The sequence below is a fragment of the Leptolyngbya sp. FACHB-261 genome (assembly GCF_014696065.1).
Taxonomy (GTDB): Bacteria; Cyanobacteriota; Cyanobacteriia; order FACHB-261; family FACHB-261; genus FACHB-261.
This window is the reverse complement of sequence record NZ_JACJPL010000016.1, coordinates 64,739-85,296: the sequence shown is the minus strand read 5'-3', so window position 1 is coordinate 85,296 and position 20,558 is coordinate 64,739. Positions and strand designations below refer to the sequence as shown.

Sequence of the window (20,558 nt, the reverse complement as noted above, 5' to 3'; positions counted from 1 at the left end):
ATAAATATTTTGTGGATTAGCCCATTAGAGGCTTGAGCCAGAGGCCAGCAGGCTCGTAAAAGTATAGATGTTGCTCTAACGTGGCTGCCTCTCACCTGCTAATAGAAGCCCCAGCCAAACCTCAACCGAAGGCCTCTCCAACCCCTGCTGTAATTCAAGCAAAGACACTGCTTTATTGGTGGCTAGTCTGTCTAGCCATCCCAGCACTGCTTGAGACCAGGCTGCAACATCCTCTGCATGGGCAACTGCTAGTGGATCAGATGCCTCTGTTGGGGCTATCTCATCCAGCGCTTCCAGTAAAACTGCTTTGTCTACCACGCCAGTGATCGACTCACCTGTCTCCACTGCCCCGACTCGCTTGCGTCGCTGCTCCGGTATCGGTGGTTCTAGTAACTTAGCTAAGTCAAACGCCATCGTCTGTCGCACGAGTGCTGTCAACCAATCCCCGTTCATTACCGGCCCTTCAACCCTACCCCTGTCTTCCCAGTCCCCTAACAGAGCCCCAGAGCGCAGCTCATACAGCTGCACCATCTGCTCAATGGCAGCAGCAGCTACTTGCATCCGTTCCTGCTCTTCCATCATCGCAACCACTGCTTCCAATTCCCCCAGCAGCAGGCCAATATCAGCTCCCTCAGGATCTGCGCTGGCGGCCTTGAGGTCCTCCCACAACTTCAGTTCCAATTGCTCAGTGAAGCCAGAGGTCATCAGGGGTGCAAGGGGCAGGGGCGAATCGGACAGTTTTGGGGGTTCAACTCGACATGGCTGGCAAACTTCTCCAGCCGTAGCGGTTTCCCATCCTGAGCCCCATACTTGGTCGAGAACACTGCTAGCACTTGCTGGGCGTAAGTGGACAACTGGCCTGGAGTTAGACCAAAGCAGTGAACCGGCTCAAGGCGTGCTCTGCGCTCTTGACTGATCCATAACTCGGCACCGACCGCATGCAACGGGTCATCCACCCTCGCTCGATATAAATGCAGCACAGCAGCCGGGACCGCCAGAATCTCAACTCTCTCGAGCCCTGGTTTTACGTCTCGTTGGAGACGACGGCTTTGATTGAAGCGGTCGCGGTGACGGTAGTAGCTGCGGCGGCGATTGCAGCGGTTGGCCTCATCGGTCCAGCAACCATCCCCTTCGGGCCCGTGGAGTTTTTGGGCCTCAGCGGCTGTGAGCTTGGCACAGCGTCGGCATTTCTCAGCTTGGGGACGAGGCGTGGCACCGCCAATGGCAACTGTTGAGCAGTTTACCTCAGGCTAGGTTTACTTAGTCGTAGCGTAGTCGTACCAAAGATAATAGTGAATTATCCGACATTGAAGTTGCGGCACCATTACCCTCTAGTTGGGGCAGTCCTGCCCCGGCTGCCTTATGTGTTGCCCTGCAGCAGTGTGAGACCCCTGCCCAGCTTCAGGAGCTGGCCTCGAGCTACAGCAGCGAGAGCTTGGAGCAAGCGATAGAGCAGTTGAGCCCTGAGCGTCAGGAGCGGCTGGGGGAGTTGCTGGCTTTGAGTGTCAGGGGTAAGCCAGCTGGGGCTGGACTAAGAGCGTCTGTCTGGAGGTAGCGAGCGGCAGATGAGCAAACGACGGCGCCGCGCAATAACCAGTACCCCTACAGAAATTCTGGGTTGGCCTGAAGAAGCTGCTGCCCAAGCATCTTTGCATTCATGTCAAAGCAACAGCAGTTTGCATGAACAGACGGGAACGGGAGCCGTTGGGCCAGAGCTTGGGCCGCTGGTGAGCAATTCATGCCAAGACACAGAACTTTTGCATGAATCACTCGGTGACGCAGAAGCTCCGAAGCCGCCTCAAGCAACAACCCTGCTTTCATGCCAAAGCCCTCAAGTTTGGCATGACTCTCTAACTCCAGTTGGCCGAGCTGCCACTCACCTCACCCAAGCAGTAGCAGAGCTGCAACAGGCGGTGAGAGAGTTGGTGGCTCAGGGAACTCGGGAGGGTTCAATCGCCGCTTACCCTAAACCCAATGGCCGAACCTACTGCAACCATGTCACCTGTGAGCAGGGCAAAGTCAAACGCGTTTATCTACCCCTGAAGCAAAAGCTGAAGGCCGAGACTGAGATCGAGCGGGCTCATCAAGCCTCGAAGCTGCAGGTGGTGTGCGATCAACTATCAGCTCCTGAGTCAGCTTTCATAAAAAGCTAGGTAGTGCTGCTGTCTATGGCTTTGACAGTGAGCAACTGCGTCAGAGCCACAAGCAATATAGATGAGAGCTACAGGGGGAGCCAAGAACTCTGCGCCTGCAGCTTGGGAGGGCATTTGGGAAGGTTGGGGTCCGACCGACCCATCCCAGCCTACAGTTGCCCTACAGCTCGCTTACCGATTAAGCACGGCTGAGCGGGATCTGGTTGCAAAACCAGCAGCGAATCAATCCCCTTAGGGCCTTGCTTATTAGGACCTGGTCAAAGCTTGTCGAAAATTCTCTGATTCAGACTGTTGACACACAAACAATAAGGGTTTACATTAAGGACATCGAGAGTTCGAATCCAAACAGTCTGAGGCAAAGGAAATGAAAAGCACTCTTCGCAACGCTGCTCTAGTCACCCTCTTCACCCTCGGTTTAGCTTCTGCTGCTCAAGCTGCTATCCCCGAAAAAATTCGGGAGCGCTTTGAAACTGCTGCCATCCCAACCCAAGTGCGGGACCACATGTTGACCGCTGAGATTCCTCAGCAAGTCCGGGACCACATGCTGACGGCTGAGATTCCCCAACAACTGCGGGACCGCCTGCTGACTGCCTCGGCTGGTGTGATTGGCCCCTCTGACGCTCAGTACGACGTGCGCAACCTGCAAGCCGCAATTCCCGACAAAATCCGTGAGCGGTTTGAGACAGCTGCGATTCCCGCCCAAGTAGAAACCCACATGCTGACCGCGTAAGCCTCAACAGGTAATCGCCAGCGCCGCGCTGTCCCACGACTTTGACGATTTCCTCAGACATCTAAGCCCCCGCCTCATGGCAGGGGCTTTCTTGTTGGAAAAGCCCAGCTCGAGGGGAATCCTGGAGGGGGCCATTTGGCACAAAAACGACCAGTTCAGCTCCCCGAGGCACTGCGGGGAGCTTTTTGTTAGGAACTGGTCCGAGAGGGACAACTATTGGGGTCCAACCTCGAAGGGAAAACGAGAATTTCGATTCCCTTTGCCAAGGCCTGCCTGCTCAACTCAATGCCTTGAGCTAGTGGGCAATACAGTATTGGATTCCATCTGCCTTTGAAGAAATAGACTGTGACGTAATCTCCTGTTTTCTCTTCCCCTGGGAGTGGGATCGCCCACTTTCCCAAAACATCTCCTCCTACATTCATCGTCGTATGACTTTTGACTCTGTAGATGTGGGTAGGCACTACCCACAGGAATATACTTGCGCCTTTCCAGCTACCGCCTCTAGCTAAGGAAAAGCCCAGCTCATAAAGTTGGGCAGGACCAGCGGCAAACTAGCAGGCAGCGGGGACCAAAGTCGCTAAACTGCAAAGTTGCGCTTTACAAGTAATCAATATGACTACTTTGGATGACCTTGCTAGCTTGATTGCAACCCAGCATAATTTTGCTAGCCTAATGAATTGGCTAGCGCTAGAGGGTTTTGTCTATCTAGGGACGAGTGCCCAAAGCTTATTGTCTTATCAAAAGGCATTGAAGGAAGGCCTGGTTTCTTTGCCGTGAAGCACAACTACGCAGCAGTGCTGATTACAATAAGCGACGGCTCTAGTGAAGAGGATAGCTTCCTTGATTTCACGAAAAACAATGGCATGCCTAGACTTCTAATTGCTTACACGCTATGGATGTCAGACATCTAATATTAATGACCTAAGCATATCCGCAAACTGCTTCATGAGAAAAACCTAGTCTTGCAAACTGGGTTTAAGAAGATAAAAACCTCCGGCAGGAGATTATAAGCTAGGTACAGACAATCCTACACTTCTGGGATTTCAATCCCTAGTGTTTTGCTGTGAGCTGCATTAGCTCTAAGAAGTCGCCCTGGACTCTAGCTCTCTCTTCCTCAGAATAGCTTGCTGTATCTATCATCTTCAAGCCTATGTAAATCGCCAGTATTGCATGTCAAGGATTGAGTGCCATTCGGAAATCCTTTCTCTCCATGCCTGAAATTCCTCCTCGGTCATCTTAGGCAGCTTCGACGCTTATGCTGTCGATGTCGATTACTGCAAGCCTCGGCTTCTTAGCATCTGGAATTAAGCGAAGCCGCATCTTCTTGCTTTTGAGCCTTTCTAGCTGCTCCCCTAGTATTTTTAGCTGAGCGGTCTGAGAGGCAGGGCATTAGAATCAACCTCAGCGGAATCAACCTCAGGGGAGCGGACCTTGTTGGAGTTGACCTCAGGTCAGCTAACCTCAGCGAAGCCAACCTTATCGAGGCTAACCTCAGCGAGGCTGATCTCAGGAGAGCCACCCTTAGCGAGGCTGACCTCAGTGAAGCTGACCTGATCGAAGCTAGCCTTAGAGGAGTCAAGCTTAAGACTTCAGTGGTAGAGCTTACTGTATTTGGTAACAACGATGGTCTAACCGATACGGACAAAACTGCGCTACAAGAACGGGGAGCAATTTTTCAGGACTTCCCAGGTGAAACGGCAGATATACCTGTTAAAAGGTGACCTGAGCGGAAGCTGGGACAGCAGTGGCGAGTGAAGCTGAGCGGTGTGCAAGCACTTGGAATGCTTTGGTCTCCTGGGTCTTGAGGGCTACTAGTGGGGCCTGGTAGGGCAGCTAGGGTAAGACCTAAAAGAAAAGCTCAGCCGTGTGAGCTGGGTGCAAGAGAACATTGTGAAAATACTGAAAAACCAGTATGGCATCAAGGTCTCTTCATTCCCCAAGCCTCCTGCCTTTGCGCCTAGAGCCAGTAAGCCCGTTGCGCTCGTGATAGTCATCAACCCGTTGCTATTAGCTGTAAACCAATCCTTAATCGCCTTGCGACTGGAGCCAGTTCCAATGCCCCAAAACGTCTCAGGAGCTTTTTATTGGGAATCAGTTCAAGGTCTTCAGGCCGAGTCAAGGCCGTGCCCTACGGGTGCTCCGCTCCGCTCGCAGGGCTAGAGGCATTGGCTCCGAACCTTTTGCTGAGGTCTTGACCTGTGCAATGCAGGAGTTAATCCTTGGGAGCGACCCGCTAGCGAAGCGATTTCGAATCTAGAGAGAGCAGCTCTAGCAAACCCGGTAGCGAACAGCAAAAACGAGCGGCTTGGGCAAGGGGTTTCTAGCCCCTCTCAAAAATCCTTTGTCCAGACTGTTGACATACGAACTGTTAGGGCTTACATTAAGGACATAGAGAGTTCGAGTCCAAACAGTCTGAGGTAAAGAACATGAAAAGCACTCTTCGCAACGCCGCTCTAGCCACCCTCTTCACCCTTGGTCTAGCTTCTGCTGCTCAAGCGGCCATTCCCGAAAAAATTCGGGAGCGCTTTGAAACTGCTGCCATCCCAACCCAAGTCCGCGACCACATGCTGACGGCTGAGATTCCCCAACAACTGCGGGACCGCCTGCTGACTGCCTCGGCTGGCGTGATCGGCCCGTCCGACAGCCAGTACGATGTGCGCAACCTGCAAGCCGCAATTCCCGACAAAATACGTGAACGGTTTGAGACGGCTGCCATCCCGACCCAAGTCCGCGACCACCTGCTGACAGCTTCAGCGAGTCCTGAAGACAACGGGTACTACACAGGTCTGATTCAACAAGCCTAAGCATCAACAGGTAATCGCCAGCGCCGCGCTACTGCCACGACTTTGACGATTTCCTCAGACATATAAGCCCCCGTCTACCAGGCAGGGGCTTTCTTGTATGGTCGGGAACGCTGGAGGGAGTCAACAACTTTATCCATCTCATCACCAACCTAAAAGTTAAAGGTCGAACATGATCCACCTCAATTCCCTATTCAAGCGAGGATAAGGGCAATACCAACGAATATTAGAGAAGTTGTGAAATATCCCTCTTCTGTCAAACTGGAGTGAAACCTTGATGAATCAAGGGCTGAAACAACGTAAATTCATGAAACTTTCCCAAAGTGACAGAAGAGGGATATTAGTGCTTGAATTAGCTCCTATTAGAGTCAATGTCGTCAGACCCGGTTGGTGAAAACTGATGTGTGGAACAACTTCTCTGAAGCAGAACGACTTAAGATGTATAAAGCCTCTGGGCAAAAGTTGATGGTAGGTAGAGTTAGGATGCCTGAAGACATTGCGGAAACCCACCTATATTTGCTCTCCAATCGCTTTACAACTGGAGTGGCAATAGACGTTGATGGCAGGGCGTTGTGAGACACCTAAGCCACCCGAAATTGAGTTGATGATATCAAATGCGGTAGTGAATGTTCAGTTCCTTTGAGTGATACATAGCGTAGCTCAACAAACCAACTGGATACGTTTTACTGCAGCACCAAATTGGGGTGATGGCTACAACTCACTCCACTATCCGATCGCGCTTTAGTCCCTCCATCAACTCGGTCATAAACTCAACAAAGACATGAACTTTAGCAGACAAATGACGTTTGTGAGGATAAAGCACAGAGATTGGAAACCCTGGAACAGTATAAGATTCGAGTACAGGTTTGAGTTCACCTCGAATGATGGCTGGATTGACTAGAAAATTATAGAGCTGGATCAGTCCTGCATGCGCGAGCGCCGCTTCTAGCAATGCCTCTGCATGATCACAGCGAAAATTTCCGTCAACTGCCAAATGTAATTCCTGACCCTTGTGCTGGAATACCCAATCGCGCACTCGACCGGTTTGAGGCAGCACTAAATTCAAACAATTGTGGTGCTGTAGGTCTGCCAGCGTCTGCGGCTCTCCATGACGCGCTAAATAGGCTGGTGTCGCACAGACAAAAAAGCGAGCTATTGCCAAGGGACGAATCACCAAACGGCTGTCAGGGGTATGACCGACTCGAACAACGGCATCAATCCCTTCTTCAATTAAATCAGCTCGACGATCGCCCAAGGTTATATCCAAGTTGAGATCAGGATATTGAGCGGTAAAGTGAGGGAGTGCCGGAGTAATGTACAGCCGTCCTAGAGCAACCGTAAGACCAATTCTGAGCGTGCCTCTAGGATGCGAGCGAGATTGGCTAAGCACTAGTTCTGCTTCTTCTAAGTCACTTAGAATTTGCCGACAGTAGTCGTAAAACACTGACCCATCCTCAGTGAGAGCAATACTGCGAGTGGAACGATTGAAAAGCCGCGCCTTCAGTCGCTCCTCTAACCGTTGTACTGCTCTGCTGACTGAGGACGGGGATAATCCCAACTGGCGTGCTGCTACTGAGAAACTGAGCTGCTGCGCTGCCTGCACGAACATCACGAGGTCGCCAATCTGCTCAATGCCAGCCATTGTGGTTTACTTTTGCGTCTCATGCATTAGTGATTTGCATCGTAGCGCCTTTATTGCACTTCATGCAGCCGTTATGGTTCTGGTATTGTTTCAGACACACAATATGGCAGTTTCGCATCCTCAAGACTCGATCTGGTCGGTCTATCATCGAGCAACCCTGATTGGGGTCTGTCTTGCCTGTGCCATACTGCCACTCGACATCCCGATTATTGGCGTTGCGCTTGAGAGCATTGGACAAGAACTCAAGGCAAACTTTGCCCAACTCGAATGGGTGATCAACGCCTACAATTTGACGTTTGGAGCGTTCTTATTGGCAGGTGGAGGGCTCGCAGACCTCGTGGGTCGCCGTCGCATGTTCCGTGTTGGCATGATTATTTTTGTCGTGCTCTCGTTGCTTTGCGCCTTTGCCAAGAGCGCCTTGATGCTGGCTCTATTTCGGGCAGTCCAAGGAATTGGGGCCACGTTTCTCTTCAGTGGCGCCACGGCAGTTTTAGCAAACGAGTTTCGCGACGATCTGCGTCCGCCTGCTTTTGGAATGCTAGGGAGTTCGTTTGGCATTGGTTTGGTTCTAGGTCCAGTCCTGGGTGGCGTGCTGACCAGCACTTTGGGTTGGCGGTGGACATTTCTGATCAATATTCCAGTTGGATTTGCCATCCTGTGGTTGGCAGTACCTCGGATGCGAGAATCAAGAAACCCAGATGCTTCCTATGTAGATTGGTCAGGGCTGTTCACCTTCACGACCAGCCTGTTCTTACTAATCTTGGCGCTGCTTGAAGGTCCACATTTAGAGTGGGCTCATCCAGTTGTCCAAGGATCACTCGCTGGATTTTTGATCTTTATTGGTTTATTCGTTGTTGCCGAACGCAGGCAACAACGAGCCATGTTCGACCTGGAGCTATTTCGTAATCCGGTCTTTGTTGGGATGTTAATTTTGCCAATCACCCTGGGGTTCGGCTATGTTGCTCTATTGGTTTACCTACCGCTTTACTTTCAAGGCATTGCAGGCTATGCCCCTTGGCAAGCCGGATTAGTCATGCTTCCCATGAATTTTCCGGTGTTCTTTCTGCCACCTCTTAGCGCCCAACTGTCGTTGCGCGTGCAGCCCCGAAAACTATTAGCAACTGGGTTTATCTGCATTGGTTTGGGCGGGCTTTGGATGCGTCTTGTCGCAGGCTCAACCGACTGGAAAGCATTTGTAGGCTGTCTGGTGGTCGTTGGTATTGGGGCGGGCATTGTCAATGGCATTATGGATAACGTAGCTGTGAGCATGGCCCCCTCTGAACGTAGCGGCATGGCAACAGGTATGTTCAACACAATGCGATTGGTAGGAGATGCCGTTGGGTTTGCAGGAGCCGGGGCAATTCTGATCAGCGTTATACAAATCGTGCTGCCGCAGCTTGTCGATCCCAAGCTAGGTGCGGTGGGGGTTCCCATGTCTGAGGTGGCAAATCAAGTCGCGCGAGGCGATATTTCAGGTGCAGTTGCACTCGTGCCGCTCACGGAGCAAACAGCATTTCTCAATGCTGCAATTGGAACCTACACTGCCGGATTACAGGCAACCCTAGCTGTTCTAGCAGTGATTTGCTTTATTGCAGCGGCTCTGGTGCTCATCCTGGTCAGACCAACAGCAGCATTGCAGAAAAATTGATAATATTCAGAGAGGAAAAGAACTATGAGTAGTCAACCAGTTATTCTCGTTCTCGGGGCAACGGGCAAAGTAGGCGGTGAAACCGTTCGGCAACTTAAATCCGCCGGAGATAATCGGGTGCTCGCAGCCGTGCGATCGCCAGAAAAAGCGAAACACTTCCATGCTCAAGGCATTGAAACTGTGGTGTTGGATTTGGACCAGCCCGAAACCCTTAAGGTTGGCTTGGAAGGGGTCAATCGTGCCCTCCTTTTGTCAGGCTACAGCGTAGATATGATGCGCCAGAGTAAACGCTTTGTGGATGCTGCTAAACAAGCTGGAGTTCAACATATTGTTCATATTGGTGCTTCAGGTGCAGCAACGAATGAAGTTGCTCACTGGGGCTGGCATCAATTTGTTGAAGCATACATTGAACAGCAGGGATTTAGCTATACTCACTTGCGTCCAGAAGCCTTCATGCAGAATGTGACAGGTCCAGGTTATCGCTGGTTAGAAGGCAATGTGATTCGTCATCATGTCGGTAATGCCCGGTGGAGTTGGATTGATTGTCAAGACCTTGCCTTGGTCGCAGCCCATACACTACAAGAGCCAGAGAAATATGCCGGTCAGATCATTCCATTAGGCTATGACGCGAAAACCTTCAATGAAGTGGCTGAACTTTTAACTGAGGTTGTCGGCCAGCCATTTTACGCTGAGGCGCGTCCACCTGAAGAGTTTTTGGAAAACGCTCTTGCCGCAGGGGCAGATCCAGCCTATATGACCTGTATTTACACTCAGTTCAAACTTAACTCTTCAGGTGCAATTCCTAATGCGGACGCAACCTTTGATAACTTTGAGGCAATTACAGGACAGAAACCAATAACTTGGCAAGAATTTGCCCAGCAACATAAAAACGAGCTGGCGTATTAATGCTGCTGTGATGTGAAGGCTGAAATTCAACACGAACGTTTCCCCGTGCCTTTAAAGTTACTTGCCGGAGCTACTTCATAGTGCATCTTTGACTAGAGAAGTTGCGAAATAGTAGGCAATTGTTGCGCGGAACTCTAAATCGTGTTAGATACTGGCGATAAGAAGCGGCATGGCGTCTGTCACCATCTGGAGGTTGACCGATTGCGAGCCCTCGTAAACCTCAGCCACTATGTGGCGATAGCAGCCAGTGTCGATTACCCGGAGGCTCACGGGTTACCTGCCGGGAGCAATTGCCTGAGACGTACGGCGGCAGGACCGGAGGGGCCGTTGGAAAAATTCCGGTGCATCAATGCGGACAAGCCTTACGGTCAGCAATTGAGAGCCTGCACGGACGCGAAGGTGTCTCTGTCACCCGTGCTGATAACGCTTCTAGAAAGAAATCAGCAGAAGCTGCCTGCTTAGTCCTGTGAAAATTCTGCTTTGGTAGAATTGACAAGATTATTCAACCCAAACTCTTGCTCAGGTGAAAGAATTGAGAGAAAACGAGTGAAGAACTGTACAAAGAGTATGTGACCTCGAATTAAAAGTTTGAGAGAAATGTATGTCTTCATCGTTGAAACAACCGATTGATAAACCTATAGAGCTGATATGGAATGGATTTCGTGCGTGTCAAGATGTGAGTCCTCCGCCTCCCGATCGCGTCGCTTATCCTGGCATTCCAAAGCACTGCCTCATCTTTCACATTGCTAACGCCGATCATTTAGAACGGCGACTTAATGATGGCAAATGGCTAAGAAGCCCCTCCTACCCAGGCGGATTCACGTTCGTGCCTGCTCAGCAAGCACCTGAATGGCTCTGGGATGAGGAGGTTGAGCTGTTAGAACTTTATCTGCCGCCATCACATTTAGAACAAGTGGCTATCGAGAGTTTTGAACAGCCGCCTCAGCAGATTGAGTTGATTGATCGGTTTGCAATCCGTGATCCCTTTTTAGAGCAACTTGCACTGGCATTTATGACAGAGCTAAATAGCGGTACTCCATTCAACAAGCTCTATGTTGAATCGCTGCAAAACGTGTTAGCAGTTCATTTGTTACGCCAGCATTGCGCTATTACTGTTCGCGATTCCAACACACCTGAAGGATTGCCGCAAGTTAAGTTAAGGCAAGTGATAGATTACATTAAAAGCCATTTTGAACAAGAAATAAAGTTAGCTGAGTTAGCCAAAGTCGCGAATATGAGCCCGCATCACTTTGGTAAGCGGTTTAAGCAAAGCACTGGAATGCCTCCGCATCAGTATGTAATGAAATGCCGAATTGAACAAGCTAGAAAACTCCTATCCAATCCACAGTTCTCAATTGCTGAAGTAGGTCAGCAGTTGGGCTTTTATGATCAGAGCCATTTCACCCATACGTTTCGCAAACACACAACGCTGACACCGCAACAGTATCGCGATCGCCTCTAATTACCTCTCAAAACTTATTCAAGAATACAAGAAATCGCCAGAATTTACAACGACGATCGTAAATTTACAAGACTTCTCCATCAGGAGTGTCTTATACTCCGCCCATACTGCTTTGGCAGTTTAACGTTCAGGAGTACGGCAATGGTTTCTTCAAAACTGCATCCTGCGATCGCAGAAAACTATGCCCTGGTGTATGGTACAGAGCTGCACTATTTGGAAGCAGGTGAGGGACCATTGGTCATCTTGCTGCATGGGTTGGTCGAAACAGCGTATCAGTGGCATCTTGTCATGGAGGAATTATCAACCCATTTTTATGTGATTGCGCTGGATCAAATTGGCTTTGGCTATTCCACCAAACCTCTACTCAATTATCGAATTAAAACGCTGGTTGATTTCCTAGATGGATTTTGTCAAGTATTAGGAATTCGAGAAGTTTCCTTGGTTGGGGCAGGAATTGGGGGATGGGTCGCGGCTGCTTTTACATTGCAGTATTCGGATCAAGTCAATCACCTTGCTTTCGTGAATGCTCATTTGAGTTCAACGATGTTAGAGCAATCATCACTCATCGCATTACAACCTCCATCAGTTCGTGAACACGCTCAACAATTACTGCAATCTCTGTTTTACAACAATTGTAATTTTGTGACTGAACACGCAATTGATCAACGATTTACCCAGCAGATGCTTATAAATGACGGCTATACTAAACAGCAGCTAATTCAATCCATTGGTCGAGATGAGGATAAATTAGGCGATCGCCTCTCTGACCTCACCATTCCAACGCTATTTATCCACGGGCAAAACGATCAGTTTACTTCACCTGCCTGGAGTGAACGTCTTTCTCATCAGCTTCCCCACTCTCAACTCACACTCATCGATCGCTGTGGTCACTTACCGCATGTCGAACAACCAGAGGCACTGAGTGCAGCCCTATTACAATTCCTGCTGTCTTGAGGTTTTACCGTCCATCCTAATCTAAGCTTCCAAAGACTTTTGCAGTGAGTACTTTGATGTTCAGTTTCATTACTCAACAGGAGATCAAACATGGCTAGCAACAACACAAAGGTTTGGTTAATCACGGGTAGCTCTAGTGGATTTGGACGATCGCTCACTGAAGCTGTGCTTGAAAAGGGCGATCGCGTGATTGCGACAGCACGTAAACCTGAACAACTGGATGATTTAGCGCAGCAATACCCAGATACTGCTAAAGCGATTCGTTTGGATGTTACCGATCGCCAGGAAGTTGAAAGCGCAATTCATACAGCTATCAATACCTTTGGACGTATTGACGTGCTAGTTAACAATGCTGGATATGGATTGTTAGGCAGTATTGAGGAAGCAAGCGAAGCAGAAGCTCGCACCCAATTTGAAACCAACCTTTTTGGTGCTTTGTGGATGATCCAAGCCGTATTGCCTGTGATGCGAGAACAGAGCTCGGGACATATCCTCAACATCTCTTCGGTGGGCGGTTTTACTGGGTATGCAGGCTTTGGTATCTACAACGGCACAAAGTTCGCTTTAGAAGGAATTTCTGAAGCACTCGCTCTGGAAGTTGCACCATTTAACATTCGTATCACGATTGTTGAACCGGGCTCTTTCCGCACTGATTGGGCAGGGCGATCGATGGTTCGCTCAGAGCGAGTAATTGATGCCTATGCTAAGTCCAGCGGTCAAACCCGGGATTGGATGGATCAAGAGGGTGGTAACCAGGCAGGCGATCCAGCCCTGGCAGCAGCAGCCATGATGAAGGTCGTCAATGTAGAAAATCCCCCTCAGCGTCTAGTGTTGGGGGCAGATGCTCTAGAACGAATTCGCGGCAAGCTGCGATCGGTTGCTCAAGAGCTGGATGCTTGGGAGCAAACTACAGTCAATACTGCTTTTTCTACACAGATGACTCACTAAATTTCCTGAAGTTTCACCAACATCACATTCTATGACAAGTACCTCTTACGAACCCATTACTATGCTTGCTGGTAATGATTTGGCTGTATTTAAACAACTGGTGCAGGATTACTGCGCCTCGTGGAGTACCCGCACAGGTGAGCCTGATTTTGAGCAAGCTGGGCGTTTCTATGCTCCTGATCCAGACATCATTTATTACGATAACGGTTTACCAAGAGACGGACATCAAGGTTGGGAAAACTTGAAAGTGGGCTTGCTCACAAATGTCTATCCCAACTTAGCATCACTGGAATGGATTCCCTGGGATATCTGGGCGCAGCGTCGCGGCAACCTGGCGTGGACTGGTTTTAATTGGCGCATTACAGCCCGTGCTAAAGATGGAACTGTTGATGAGCGTGAAGGACGGATGACCATTCTTTGGGAGCAACGGGATGGAGCATGGTTAATTGTCCATGAGCATTCATCAGTTCCCTATGAACCCCCACTTCAGTAGGAGAAACAAATGTTCAATAAGCTATTACAAAACAATTCTCGCCGTCGCTTCATTCAATTGGGTGGAGGGGCACTGACAGGTGTTGCAGCGATCGCCACAGCAGGAAATAGTATCGCTAATGCTCAAAGCACAAGCCCTAATACTCCAGACACATCAGCACAACCAACCCGGATCGGTAATCGCTTTCAAGGCAAAGTTGTCTTAATTACGGGAGCAACCTCTGGTATGGGACGTGCAGCAGCGATCGCGTTTGCTAGAGAAGGAGCACGTGTTGTATTTAATGGGCGGCGCGAGAACCTCGGTCGTGAGGTAGAGAATCTCATCCGCAGCGAGGGCGGTGAGGCAACGTACATCCAAACTGATGTTACACAGCCAGATCAAGTGAATGCCTTTTTCGATCGTATCCTCGACCTCTACGAAGGACGTATTGACATCGCATTTAACAATGCGGGGTATGAGGGGCAGATTGTCTCACTCCTTGATGATACGTTGGAGAACTATGATGTTGTGATGAATACAAATGTACGAGGAATGTACCACTGCCTTCTCCGAGAGGCTCCAGTAATGGCTAGCCAAGGCAGCGGCGTCATTATCAACACATCATCAGTCGGCGGCTATGGCGCGAACACAGGCGGTATTGTCACCCCTTATGTAACGAGCAAGCACGCGATAATCGGGCTTACGAAGTCGGCTGCGCTCGCGCTTGCTGGACGGGGTATTCGCGTCAATGCATTGGTACCTGCTTACATCGATACGGCACAGGTAGATCGGTTCACAAACAACGACCCTCAACAGAAGGCGGAGGGAGTCCGTCGCGACGTCCCGCTTCAGCGGATCGGACGGGTAGAAGAGACGTCGGCGATGGTGCTGTGGCTAGCTTCAGACGAATGCTCATTCTCGACAGGTGCCTCGTTCTTTATTGATGGAGGACAAACTGCCGATATTTAATATCAGTGAGGTATGTGGCTTAACGCAAATGATTTGTCATTCATCCATAGAAGCGACACCATAATTGATGGTGGAGATCTGATTTAACTGTTAGTCAAATTCTAATTCAATAACTGATTCTGGCACAGAACTATTAAAGGACGACCTGTCAATGTTGTGTTGTGTTTAGCAATAGTACTTCAGCATTCCATCTAGCTTCAATGATTCACTTTATTTCCTATGAAACCGTATCAATACGTTATCAATCATGCAACGAAGTAAACGACGCAAGATCATTATTGGCGGTGGAACCGTTTTAGCAGGTTTGGCAGCCAGCACCCTCAACCCCAATTCAGGAAAAGCTCAAGAATCTGCTCCTGTTCCCACTCCTGCCTCAAGTATCACCCAAAGACGATTTGAAGACAAAGTTGTCCTGATTACGGGCGCAACCTCTGGCATCGGACGTGGTACGGCGATCGCCTTTGCTCGTGAGGGGGCACGGGTTGTTTTTTGTGGTCGACGTACCAATCTGGGTCAGGAAGTAGAACAGGAGATTAGACAAGCTGGAGGTGAAGCCCTTTATGTCAGAACAGATGTGATGGTACCTGATCAAGTGAAGAACTTGATTGATACAACCGTGGCAACTTATGGACGCTTGGATATCGCTTTTAATAATGCTGGTTATGAAGGTACAGTCGTTCCGTTTGTTGAACAGACTTTAGACAACTGGAACGTTGTAATGAACACGAATGCGCGGGGTGTGTTTCTGTCAATGCTCTACGAAATCCCGCAAATGCTGAAGCAAGGAAGCGGCGTTATTATCAACAATGCATCTACAGCAGGACATATTGGCTTTCCCATCATTCCAGCTTATGTTGCTAGTAAACATGCCATTATCGGGTTAACCAAATCTGCCGCTCTCGCCCACCCAAGACAAGGAATCCGAGCCAACTCAATCTCTCCTGGTTTCATTGATACACCACAGGTCGATCGATTTGTTGGGGGCGATCAGCAAAGAAAAGCAGAAACTGTACAAGCGAATGTTCCCGTTGGGCGCATCGGTCAAGTTGAGGAAGTCGCAAAATTAGTCATGTGGCTTTGCACCGATAACGCACCTTACATTAATGGAGCTGATATTGTCATTGATGGTGGAGATTTAGCATAGGTGAAAGCAAGCAAGATATATTTGTCCCGATTTCTACAAATTGTCTTGATTGTGGTTTTGGTACTTGGCTTAAGCCGTTCGTTATTTGCTACCACCGCAACGAGTTTGCCTTTTACAACCCGTGACTTAGTCGGGGAGTGGGAATCAGTTGGATGTGGAAATCTTAGCCTGGGTGAAGGGTTACCTGTTGTTAATCTCAAGCGACACTATGTTTGGAGTGACACCAACTTTGTGGTTCGCTACAGCTTCTTTGCTGATGCCGAATGCCAGCGCCCATTGTATTCCTTTGTCAGCACGGGTCCTTATGAACTAGGGCAAGTTCGCCCTGAACTCAGGAATACCAGAGAAGCAACGATATTTATCGAAAGCATGTTCTTTATTGCTCAAAGTGAGGAAGGGCGGCAAGCTCTTGGTAATTGTGGAGAGCAATTGATAGTGGGCGAGTTAAAGGACGTGACTGAAACAGGGTGTGCTTTTTTCCCGCCTAGAGGTGAGTGTCTTGGCGACCACGAACTATTTCGAGTAGAAAATGGTTTTTTCTATCCAGGGTCTCGAACGCCTAATATGTGCCACGAATCGGGTAGACCCACCCAAACGCAAACGACTGGAGCTAGAAAGCTTTAACGATAGAGTCGTCGGGAAATAGAAGGGAAAATCCTTGAAAGCCTTACGTGGCAGTCTTTTCCGCTGTTTTTACTAAAAATCGTCATAAACCCCGTAGGACAAAGCTTTCAGCCGTTTTTCTCGTTATTACCCGACAAGTCTAATCAATGAGATTTCTAGACGCGTTTTTTACTCTGTTACACAAGCATCATCATGAAATCCAATTCAACTCCAGCCGATCGCTCTAGACAAACCTCGCCTCCCAATTCCTTCATTCCTAAAAGCATTTGGGCACTTGCGTTTAGCGCATTTGCGATCGTCACCTTTGAATTTATCGTGGTGGGATTGTTACCACTGATCGCTCGTGATCTGAACGTGGAACTGAGCCAAGCAGGTTGGTTGCTGACTGCGTTTGCCTTACTCGTTGCCATTTCCGGACCCATCCTCACAGCGTTAACCGCCCATGTTAACCGCCGCAAATTGTTTCTGCTTTTGCTAGTTGTGTTTGTGGGTGCAAATCTGCTGTGTGCAATCGCTCCTAACTTCTGGGTGCTGCTGATTGCGCGAGTTTTGCCTGCACCTGCTCTGGCTTTGTTTTGGTCTGTGGTGAGTGTAGCGGCAGGGCAACTGGTCCCAGAGGCCCAACGCGGACGAGCCAGCGCCATTGTTTTTGCTGGAATCTCGATGGCAGCGGTGTTAGGTGTACCGTTAGGGACGTTTGTTGCGAGTGTTTTCGATTGGCGTGCAGCATACTTTGTAGTGGCAGCCTTATCCCTTCTGGCGTTTCTGGCGCTTTGGGTAGCATTACCAGAAGTGCCGATCGTGACTCAAGGCAATGCGCTAGCTCAGATCGGTACGTTCAAACAACCCGTGCTGATTGTCGGGTTAGCAGTTTCAGGTATCGCGTTTACGGGAATGTTCACGGCTTACACCTACCTGGCAGCGTTTCTAGAAGATGTCAGTGGTTTTAGCATTAGTTTCGTCAGTGCATTGCTGTTACTGTTTGGCGCAATGGGCCTTCTCGGCAATTTCTTGGGTGGAGAAGCGGTTGCTAAACGTCCCATTTGGGCAACGAGCCTAACGCTGCTCGTGCTGGCGATCGCAATGGCGTTGATGTCCTTAGTCGGTACAATACCTGGTGTCACTGTGGCAGTACTGGTTGTTTGGGGAGTTGCTCACAGTGCCTCATTTATTGTGAACCAGTATCGCGTCATTGGTCTGGCACCTCAAGCACCAGAACTAGCCGCAGCTTTGAATGTGTCGATTTGCAATGTAGGCATTGGTTTAGGGGCTGTCGTTGGGGGGCAAGTGCTTCGTCTTGGTGGCTTAACTGCGACTGGTTGGGTGGCTGGAGTCATTGCTCTGCTGGCGCTTGGCTTACTTTACTTTTCTGCTCATCTGTCTCGTCATTCCTCAAATTCTGAATCAATATCAATATGAATCATATATCTGCATACCCTGCTTCTTCGTTTGCGATCGCCAATGAATTACTCGTCAACCGGATTGGATATGGTGCGATGCGTTTGACAGGACAGCCTGGTAACTTTGGTCCTTACTCAGACTGGGAAGAAGGACAAAAACTTTTACATCGTGCGGTTGAATTAGGCATTAACTTTATTGATACCGCAGAGGCATACGGACCCGGATTCAATGAAGAATTGATCGCAGCGGCACTTCATCCGTATCCGGACAACCTCGTGATCGCCACCAAAGGTGGAATTGACAAACCTGCCCCCGATCGCATTCAAGCCAATGCCCGTCCTGAGAACCTCAGACGCGGTTGTGAAGCCAGTTTACAACGACTCAAGCTAGAGCAAATTGCCCTCTACCAACTGCACCGCCCTGATCCCAATGTGCCGTTTACGGAATCCGTTGGGATGTTGGCAACGTTGCAGCAGGAAGGCAAAATTCGCCACATTGGATTGTCAAATGTATCGATCGCCCAACTGGAAGAAGCGCGTCAAATTGTGCCGATCGCCTCGATACAAAATCGCTTCAGCATTACCGAACGAATTGAGGAAGACTTGCTCAATTACTGTACGAAACATGATATTGCCTTTGTTCCCTACGGTTCTTTGGGTGCCCATCCCCTTAAGCGAGGTGCGCCACTTGCCAGTGCAGAAGGAGCATTAGCGGAGATTGCCGATCGTCATCAGGTAAAACCCAATCAAATCGCGTTGTCATGGTTACTCCACCGTGCACCAAACATCCTTTTGATTCCCGGCACAACCACGATCGCGCATTTAGAAGAGAACGTAGAAGTTGCTTCAATTCAACTGACTGATGATGAAATTGAGACACTGAACAAAATAAAGTCAGAGTCAATCTGAAATAAAAGGATAAACACATGAGCATGATAAGAAAAATATCGCTGAAAATCATAGCTGCATTTGTGCTTGGCATCGTTGCAACGACCGGTTTAACGGTCGCCAACTTCGTTCCAACTCCTCTGCTTGCCCAAACTCAGTCGCAGTCATCTCTCAACTCAATCCAAGCCGATCACATCATGCTGCGAGTTCCCAATTTTGAGGAAACGATGCAGTGGTATAAAGACAAATTTGGCTTTAAGGAAGTGATTCGGTGGAAAGAACCTTCACTTCCCGGTGTGGATTTGGCTTACCTGGAACTCAATGGCTTTCGCTTAGAAATCCTCGGTGGTGGAGAACCGCAACAAGCGATCGCTGACCCCGCTGATATCGCTGCACATACTCAGTTTCAAGGCTATCGCCATCTTTGTTTTCGTACTGATGACGTCGATGCAATTTTAGCAGAACTGAACCGACGCGGTGTACCAATCTTTGCTGAAGCTTATGATTATCAACCCATTGGTCGCCGCCTTGCATTTGTGTTGGATAATAACGACAACGCGATCGAGTTTTCAGGACCGATGAAAAGCAAAGCGACTACGAATTAGGAGTGTGGCTGTGAATAATGTTCGATGCAACAAACGCAATATTGTTCTTGTAAGTGCGATCGTCCTTCTCGCAGCCGTTCAACATGTCAGTGCAAACGTGCCAACTCGAACTGGACTGGCTCAGTCCGAGACGAGTACTCAACCCAAACCGGGAACCCTGGAGGTTGTTGCCGAACTGCCGTTGCGCCCCTGGAATCACGCAGTCAGCCGGGATGGTCGAGTGTTTGCCACCGTCGTTCGGAGCACTCGTGAGCAACCCGCATTAATTGAAATTACAGGACGCAATCAGTACAAACCGTTTCCGAATGCTGCCTGGAATACCACCTTTGGCAGTAGCCCTAATGTTCTCAACTGTCCACATGGTGTGCGTCTAGACGAGCAGAATCGCCTCTGGGTGATCGATCGCGGCGCATGGGCAATTCTGCCAGACAACGGACGATCGTCACTGCCGGATCAGCAACCAAAGCTGTTGGCATTTGATATCAACACAGGCGAATTGGTGTATCGGTTAGATCTGAGTGAAGCAGTTGCCCCAAAATCTAAAACCCTGGTTCAAGATCTGGTGATCGACGATCGTAATGGATTTGTATATATTGCTGATCCAGGCGTAACCGTTCTACCAGCCATTATTGTAGTTGACTTACAACGCAAGACTGCCCGTCGTTTTGAGGCACACCCATCTCTTCGGGCTGAGAATGTAGATCTGGTTGTGGAAGGAAAAGTGATAGGTCGCACAACCAACGGCAAATTTACTCCCAATCGGATCGGGATCAACCCCATTTCCTTATCCGCCGATCGCGAAACGCTCTTTTATGGGGCAATGACAGGTACGAGTATTTGGTCTGTTCCAACGAAATTGTTGCGCGACGGTGCGGACGATCGCACAATTGCGACTGCTATCCAACGAGTTGGAAATAAGCCCGTTTCGGATGGGATGACCATAGATACGGCAGGTAATCACTTCATCACCAATGTTGGCGACAATGCGATCGATGTTTTGACTCCAAAAGGGCAGTTGAGCCGTTTGGTGCAAGACGATCGACTGATTTGGGCTGATTCTGTTGGGTTTGGAGAACCAACCTGGCTTTATATTACGGTCAATCAACTCAATCGCAGTCCATTACTCAACCCGAATCGTGATGAAGGTAAACCACCTTATTTGATTATGCGAGTTTGGACTGGTACAGAAGGACAACCCGGACGCTGAAACAT

The 20,558-nt window shown here is 49.3% G+C and carries 23 protein-coding genes; 20 read left to right on the top strand and 3 right to left on the bottom strand.

What is annotated here, in order from left to right; all coding sequences use genetic code 11:
* Nucleotides 1–75 precede the first annotated feature (75 nt).
* On the bottom strand, nucleotides 76–705 hold the full coding sequence (locus H6F94_RS09030; protein WP_190801907.1) for a hypothetical protein: 630 nt from the start codon (nucleotides 703–705) through the stop codon (nucleotides 76–78).
* Nucleotides 705–956, bottom strand: coding sequence for a hypothetical protein (locus H6F94_RS31640; RefSeq protein ID WP_199320308.1), 252 nt, complete (start codon nucleotides 954–956; stop codon nucleotides 705–707). The genes H6F94_RS09030 and H6F94_RS31640 overlap by 1 nt, the downstream gene beginning before the upstream one ends.
* A 15-nt stretch (nucleotides 957–971) precedes the next feature.
* Between H6F94_RS31640 and H6F94_RS31635 the strand changes: the two genes are divergently transcribed.
* The 6 genes from H6F94_RS31635 (at nucleotide 972) to H6F94_RS09000 (ending at nucleotide 5,687) form a co-directional block, all read left to right on the top strand.
* Nucleotides 972–1,235 (top strand): hypothetical protein, encoded by a 264-nt coding sequence (locus H6F94_RS31635; protein ID WP_199320307.1) that lies wholly within the window; start codon nucleotides 972–974, stop codon nucleotides 1,233–1,235.
* 330 nt (nucleotides 1,236–1,565) lie between these two features.
* Nucleotides 1,566–2,153 carry a hypothetical protein gene (locus H6F94_RS09020; RefSeq protein WP_190801906.1) on the top strand — a complete coding sequence of 196 codons (588 nt, stop codon included), beginning with the start codon at nucleotides 1,566–1,568 and terminating at the stop codon, nucleotides 2,151–2,153.
* A gap of 61 nt (nucleotides 2,154–2,214) precedes the next feature.
* Nucleotides 2,215–2,388, top strand: a complete 174-nt coding sequence (locus tag H6F94_RS09015; protein WP_190801905.1) for a hypothetical protein — start codon at nucleotides 2,215–2,217, stop codon at nucleotides 2,386–2,388.
* Nucleotides 2,389–2,517: 129 nt separating this feature from the next.
* Entirely contained in the window at nucleotides 2,518–2,883 is a 366-nt protein-coding gene (locus tag H6F94_RS09010; protein WP_190801904.1) for a hypothetical protein, read from the top strand.
* Between the two features lie 1,388 nt (nucleotides 2,884–4,271).
* Nucleotides 4,272–4,604 (top strand): pentapeptide repeat-containing protein, encoded by a 333-nt coding sequence (locus tag H6F94_RS09005; RefSeq protein WP_190801935.1) that lies wholly within the window; start codon nucleotides 4,272–4,274, stop codon nucleotides 4,602–4,604.
* Nucleotides 4,605–5,309: 705 nt separating this feature from the next.
* A complete protein-coding gene (locus H6F94_RS09000) occupies nucleotides 5,310–5,687 on the top strand; it encodes a hypothetical protein (RefSeq protein ID WP_190801903.1) in 378 nt (125 codons plus the stop codon).
* Nucleotides 5,688–6,402: 715 nt separating this feature from the next.
* Here the strand turns inward: H6F94_RS09000 and H6F94_RS08995 are convergent.
* Nucleotides 6,403–7,326, bottom strand: a complete 924-nt coding sequence (locus H6F94_RS08995; RefSeq protein WP_199320306.1) for a LysR family transcriptional regulator — start codon at nucleotides 7,324–7,326, stop codon at nucleotides 6,403–6,405.
* 103 nt (nucleotides 7,327–7,429) lie between these two features.
* Here H6F94_RS08995 and H6F94_RS08990 point away from each other — a divergent pair, with 103 nt between their 5' ends.
* From H6F94_RS08990 to H6F94_RS08925, 14 genes are all read left to right on the top strand, one after another.
* Entirely contained in the window at nucleotides 7,430–8,974 is a 1,545-nt protein-coding gene (locus H6F94_RS08990; protein WP_190801902.1) for an MFS transporter, read from the top strand.
* A 24-nt stretch (nucleotides 8,975–8,998) separates the two neighbouring features.
* Nucleotides 8,999–9,880, top strand: a complete 882-nt coding sequence (locus H6F94_RS08985; RefSeq protein ID WP_190801901.1) for an SDR family oxidoreductase — start codon at nucleotides 8,999–9,001, stop codon at nucleotides 9,878–9,880.
* 141 nt (nucleotides 9,881–10,021) lie between these two features.
* On the top strand, nucleotides 10,022–10,342 hold the full coding sequence (locus H6F94_RS08980; RefSeq protein WP_190801900.1) for a hypothetical protein: 321 nt from the start codon (nucleotides 10,022–10,024) through the stop codon (nucleotides 10,340–10,342).
* Nucleotides 10,343–10,481: 139 nt separating this feature from the next.
* Entirely contained in the window at nucleotides 10,482–11,342 is an 861-nt protein-coding gene (locus H6F94_RS08975) for a helix-turn-helix domain-containing protein (RefSeq protein ID WP_190801899.1), read from the top strand.
* A 141-nt stretch (nucleotides 11,343–11,483) separates the two neighbouring features.
* Nucleotides 11,484–12,296 (top strand): alpha/beta fold hydrolase, encoded by an 813-nt coding sequence (locus tag H6F94_RS08970; RefSeq protein WP_190801898.1) that lies wholly within the window; start codon nucleotides 11,484–11,486, stop codon nucleotides 12,294–12,296.
* A gap of 90 nt (nucleotides 12,297–12,386) precedes the next feature.
* Entirely contained in the window at nucleotides 12,387–13,244 is an 858-nt protein-coding gene (locus tag H6F94_RS08965; protein ID WP_190801897.1) for an oxidoreductase, read from the top strand.
* A gap of 31 nt (nucleotides 13,245–13,275) precedes the next feature.
* Nucleotides 13,276–13,737, top strand: a complete 462-nt coding sequence (locus tag H6F94_RS08960; protein WP_190801896.1) for a YybH family protein — start codon at nucleotides 13,276–13,278, stop codon at nucleotides 13,735–13,737.
* 9 nt (nucleotides 13,738–13,746) lie between these two features.
* On the top strand, nucleotides 13,747–14,685 hold the full coding sequence (locus H6F94_RS08955) for an SDR family oxidoreductase (RefSeq protein WP_190801895.1): 939 nt from the start codon (nucleotides 13,747–13,749) through the stop codon (nucleotides 14,683–14,685).
* A 247-nt stretch (nucleotides 14,686–14,932) separates the two neighbouring features.
* Nucleotides 14,933–15,829, top strand: a complete 897-nt coding sequence (locus H6F94_RS08950; protein ID WP_190801894.1) for a glucose 1-dehydrogenase — start codon at nucleotides 14,933–14,935, stop codon at nucleotides 15,827–15,829.
* Nucleotides 15,830–16,453, top strand: coding sequence for a hypothetical protein (locus tag H6F94_RS08945; RefSeq protein WP_190801893.1), 624 nt, complete (start codon nucleotides 15,830–15,832; stop codon nucleotides 16,451–16,453).
* 192 nt (nucleotides 16,454–16,645) lie between these two features.
* Entirely contained in the window at nucleotides 16,646–17,872 is a 1,227-nt protein-coding gene (locus H6F94_RS08940; protein WP_190801892.1) for an MFS transporter, read from the top strand.
* The gene (locus tag H6F94_RS08935; RefSeq protein WP_190801891.1) at nucleotides 17,869–18,762 is read left to right on the top strand and encodes an aldo/keto reductase; all 894 of its coding nucleotides are present in this window, start codon (nucleotides 17,869–17,871) and stop codon (nucleotides 18,760–18,762) included. The genes H6F94_RS08940 and H6F94_RS08935 overlap by 4 nt, the downstream gene beginning before the upstream one ends.
* A gap of 17 nt (nucleotides 18,763–18,779) precedes the next feature.
* On the top strand, nucleotides 18,780–19,346 hold the full coding sequence (locus H6F94_RS08930; RefSeq protein WP_190801890.1) for a VOC family protein: 567 nt from the start codon (nucleotides 18,780–18,782) through the stop codon (nucleotides 19,344–19,346).
* 10 nt (nucleotides 19,347–19,356) lie between these two features.
* The gene (locus H6F94_RS08925) at nucleotides 19,357–20,553 is read left to right on the top strand and encodes an L-dopachrome tautomerase-related protein (protein ID WP_190801889.1); all 1,197 of its coding nucleotides are present in this window, start codon (nucleotides 19,357–19,359) and stop codon (nucleotides 20,551–20,553) included.
* Nucleotides 20,554–20,558: the final 5 nt, after the last annotated feature.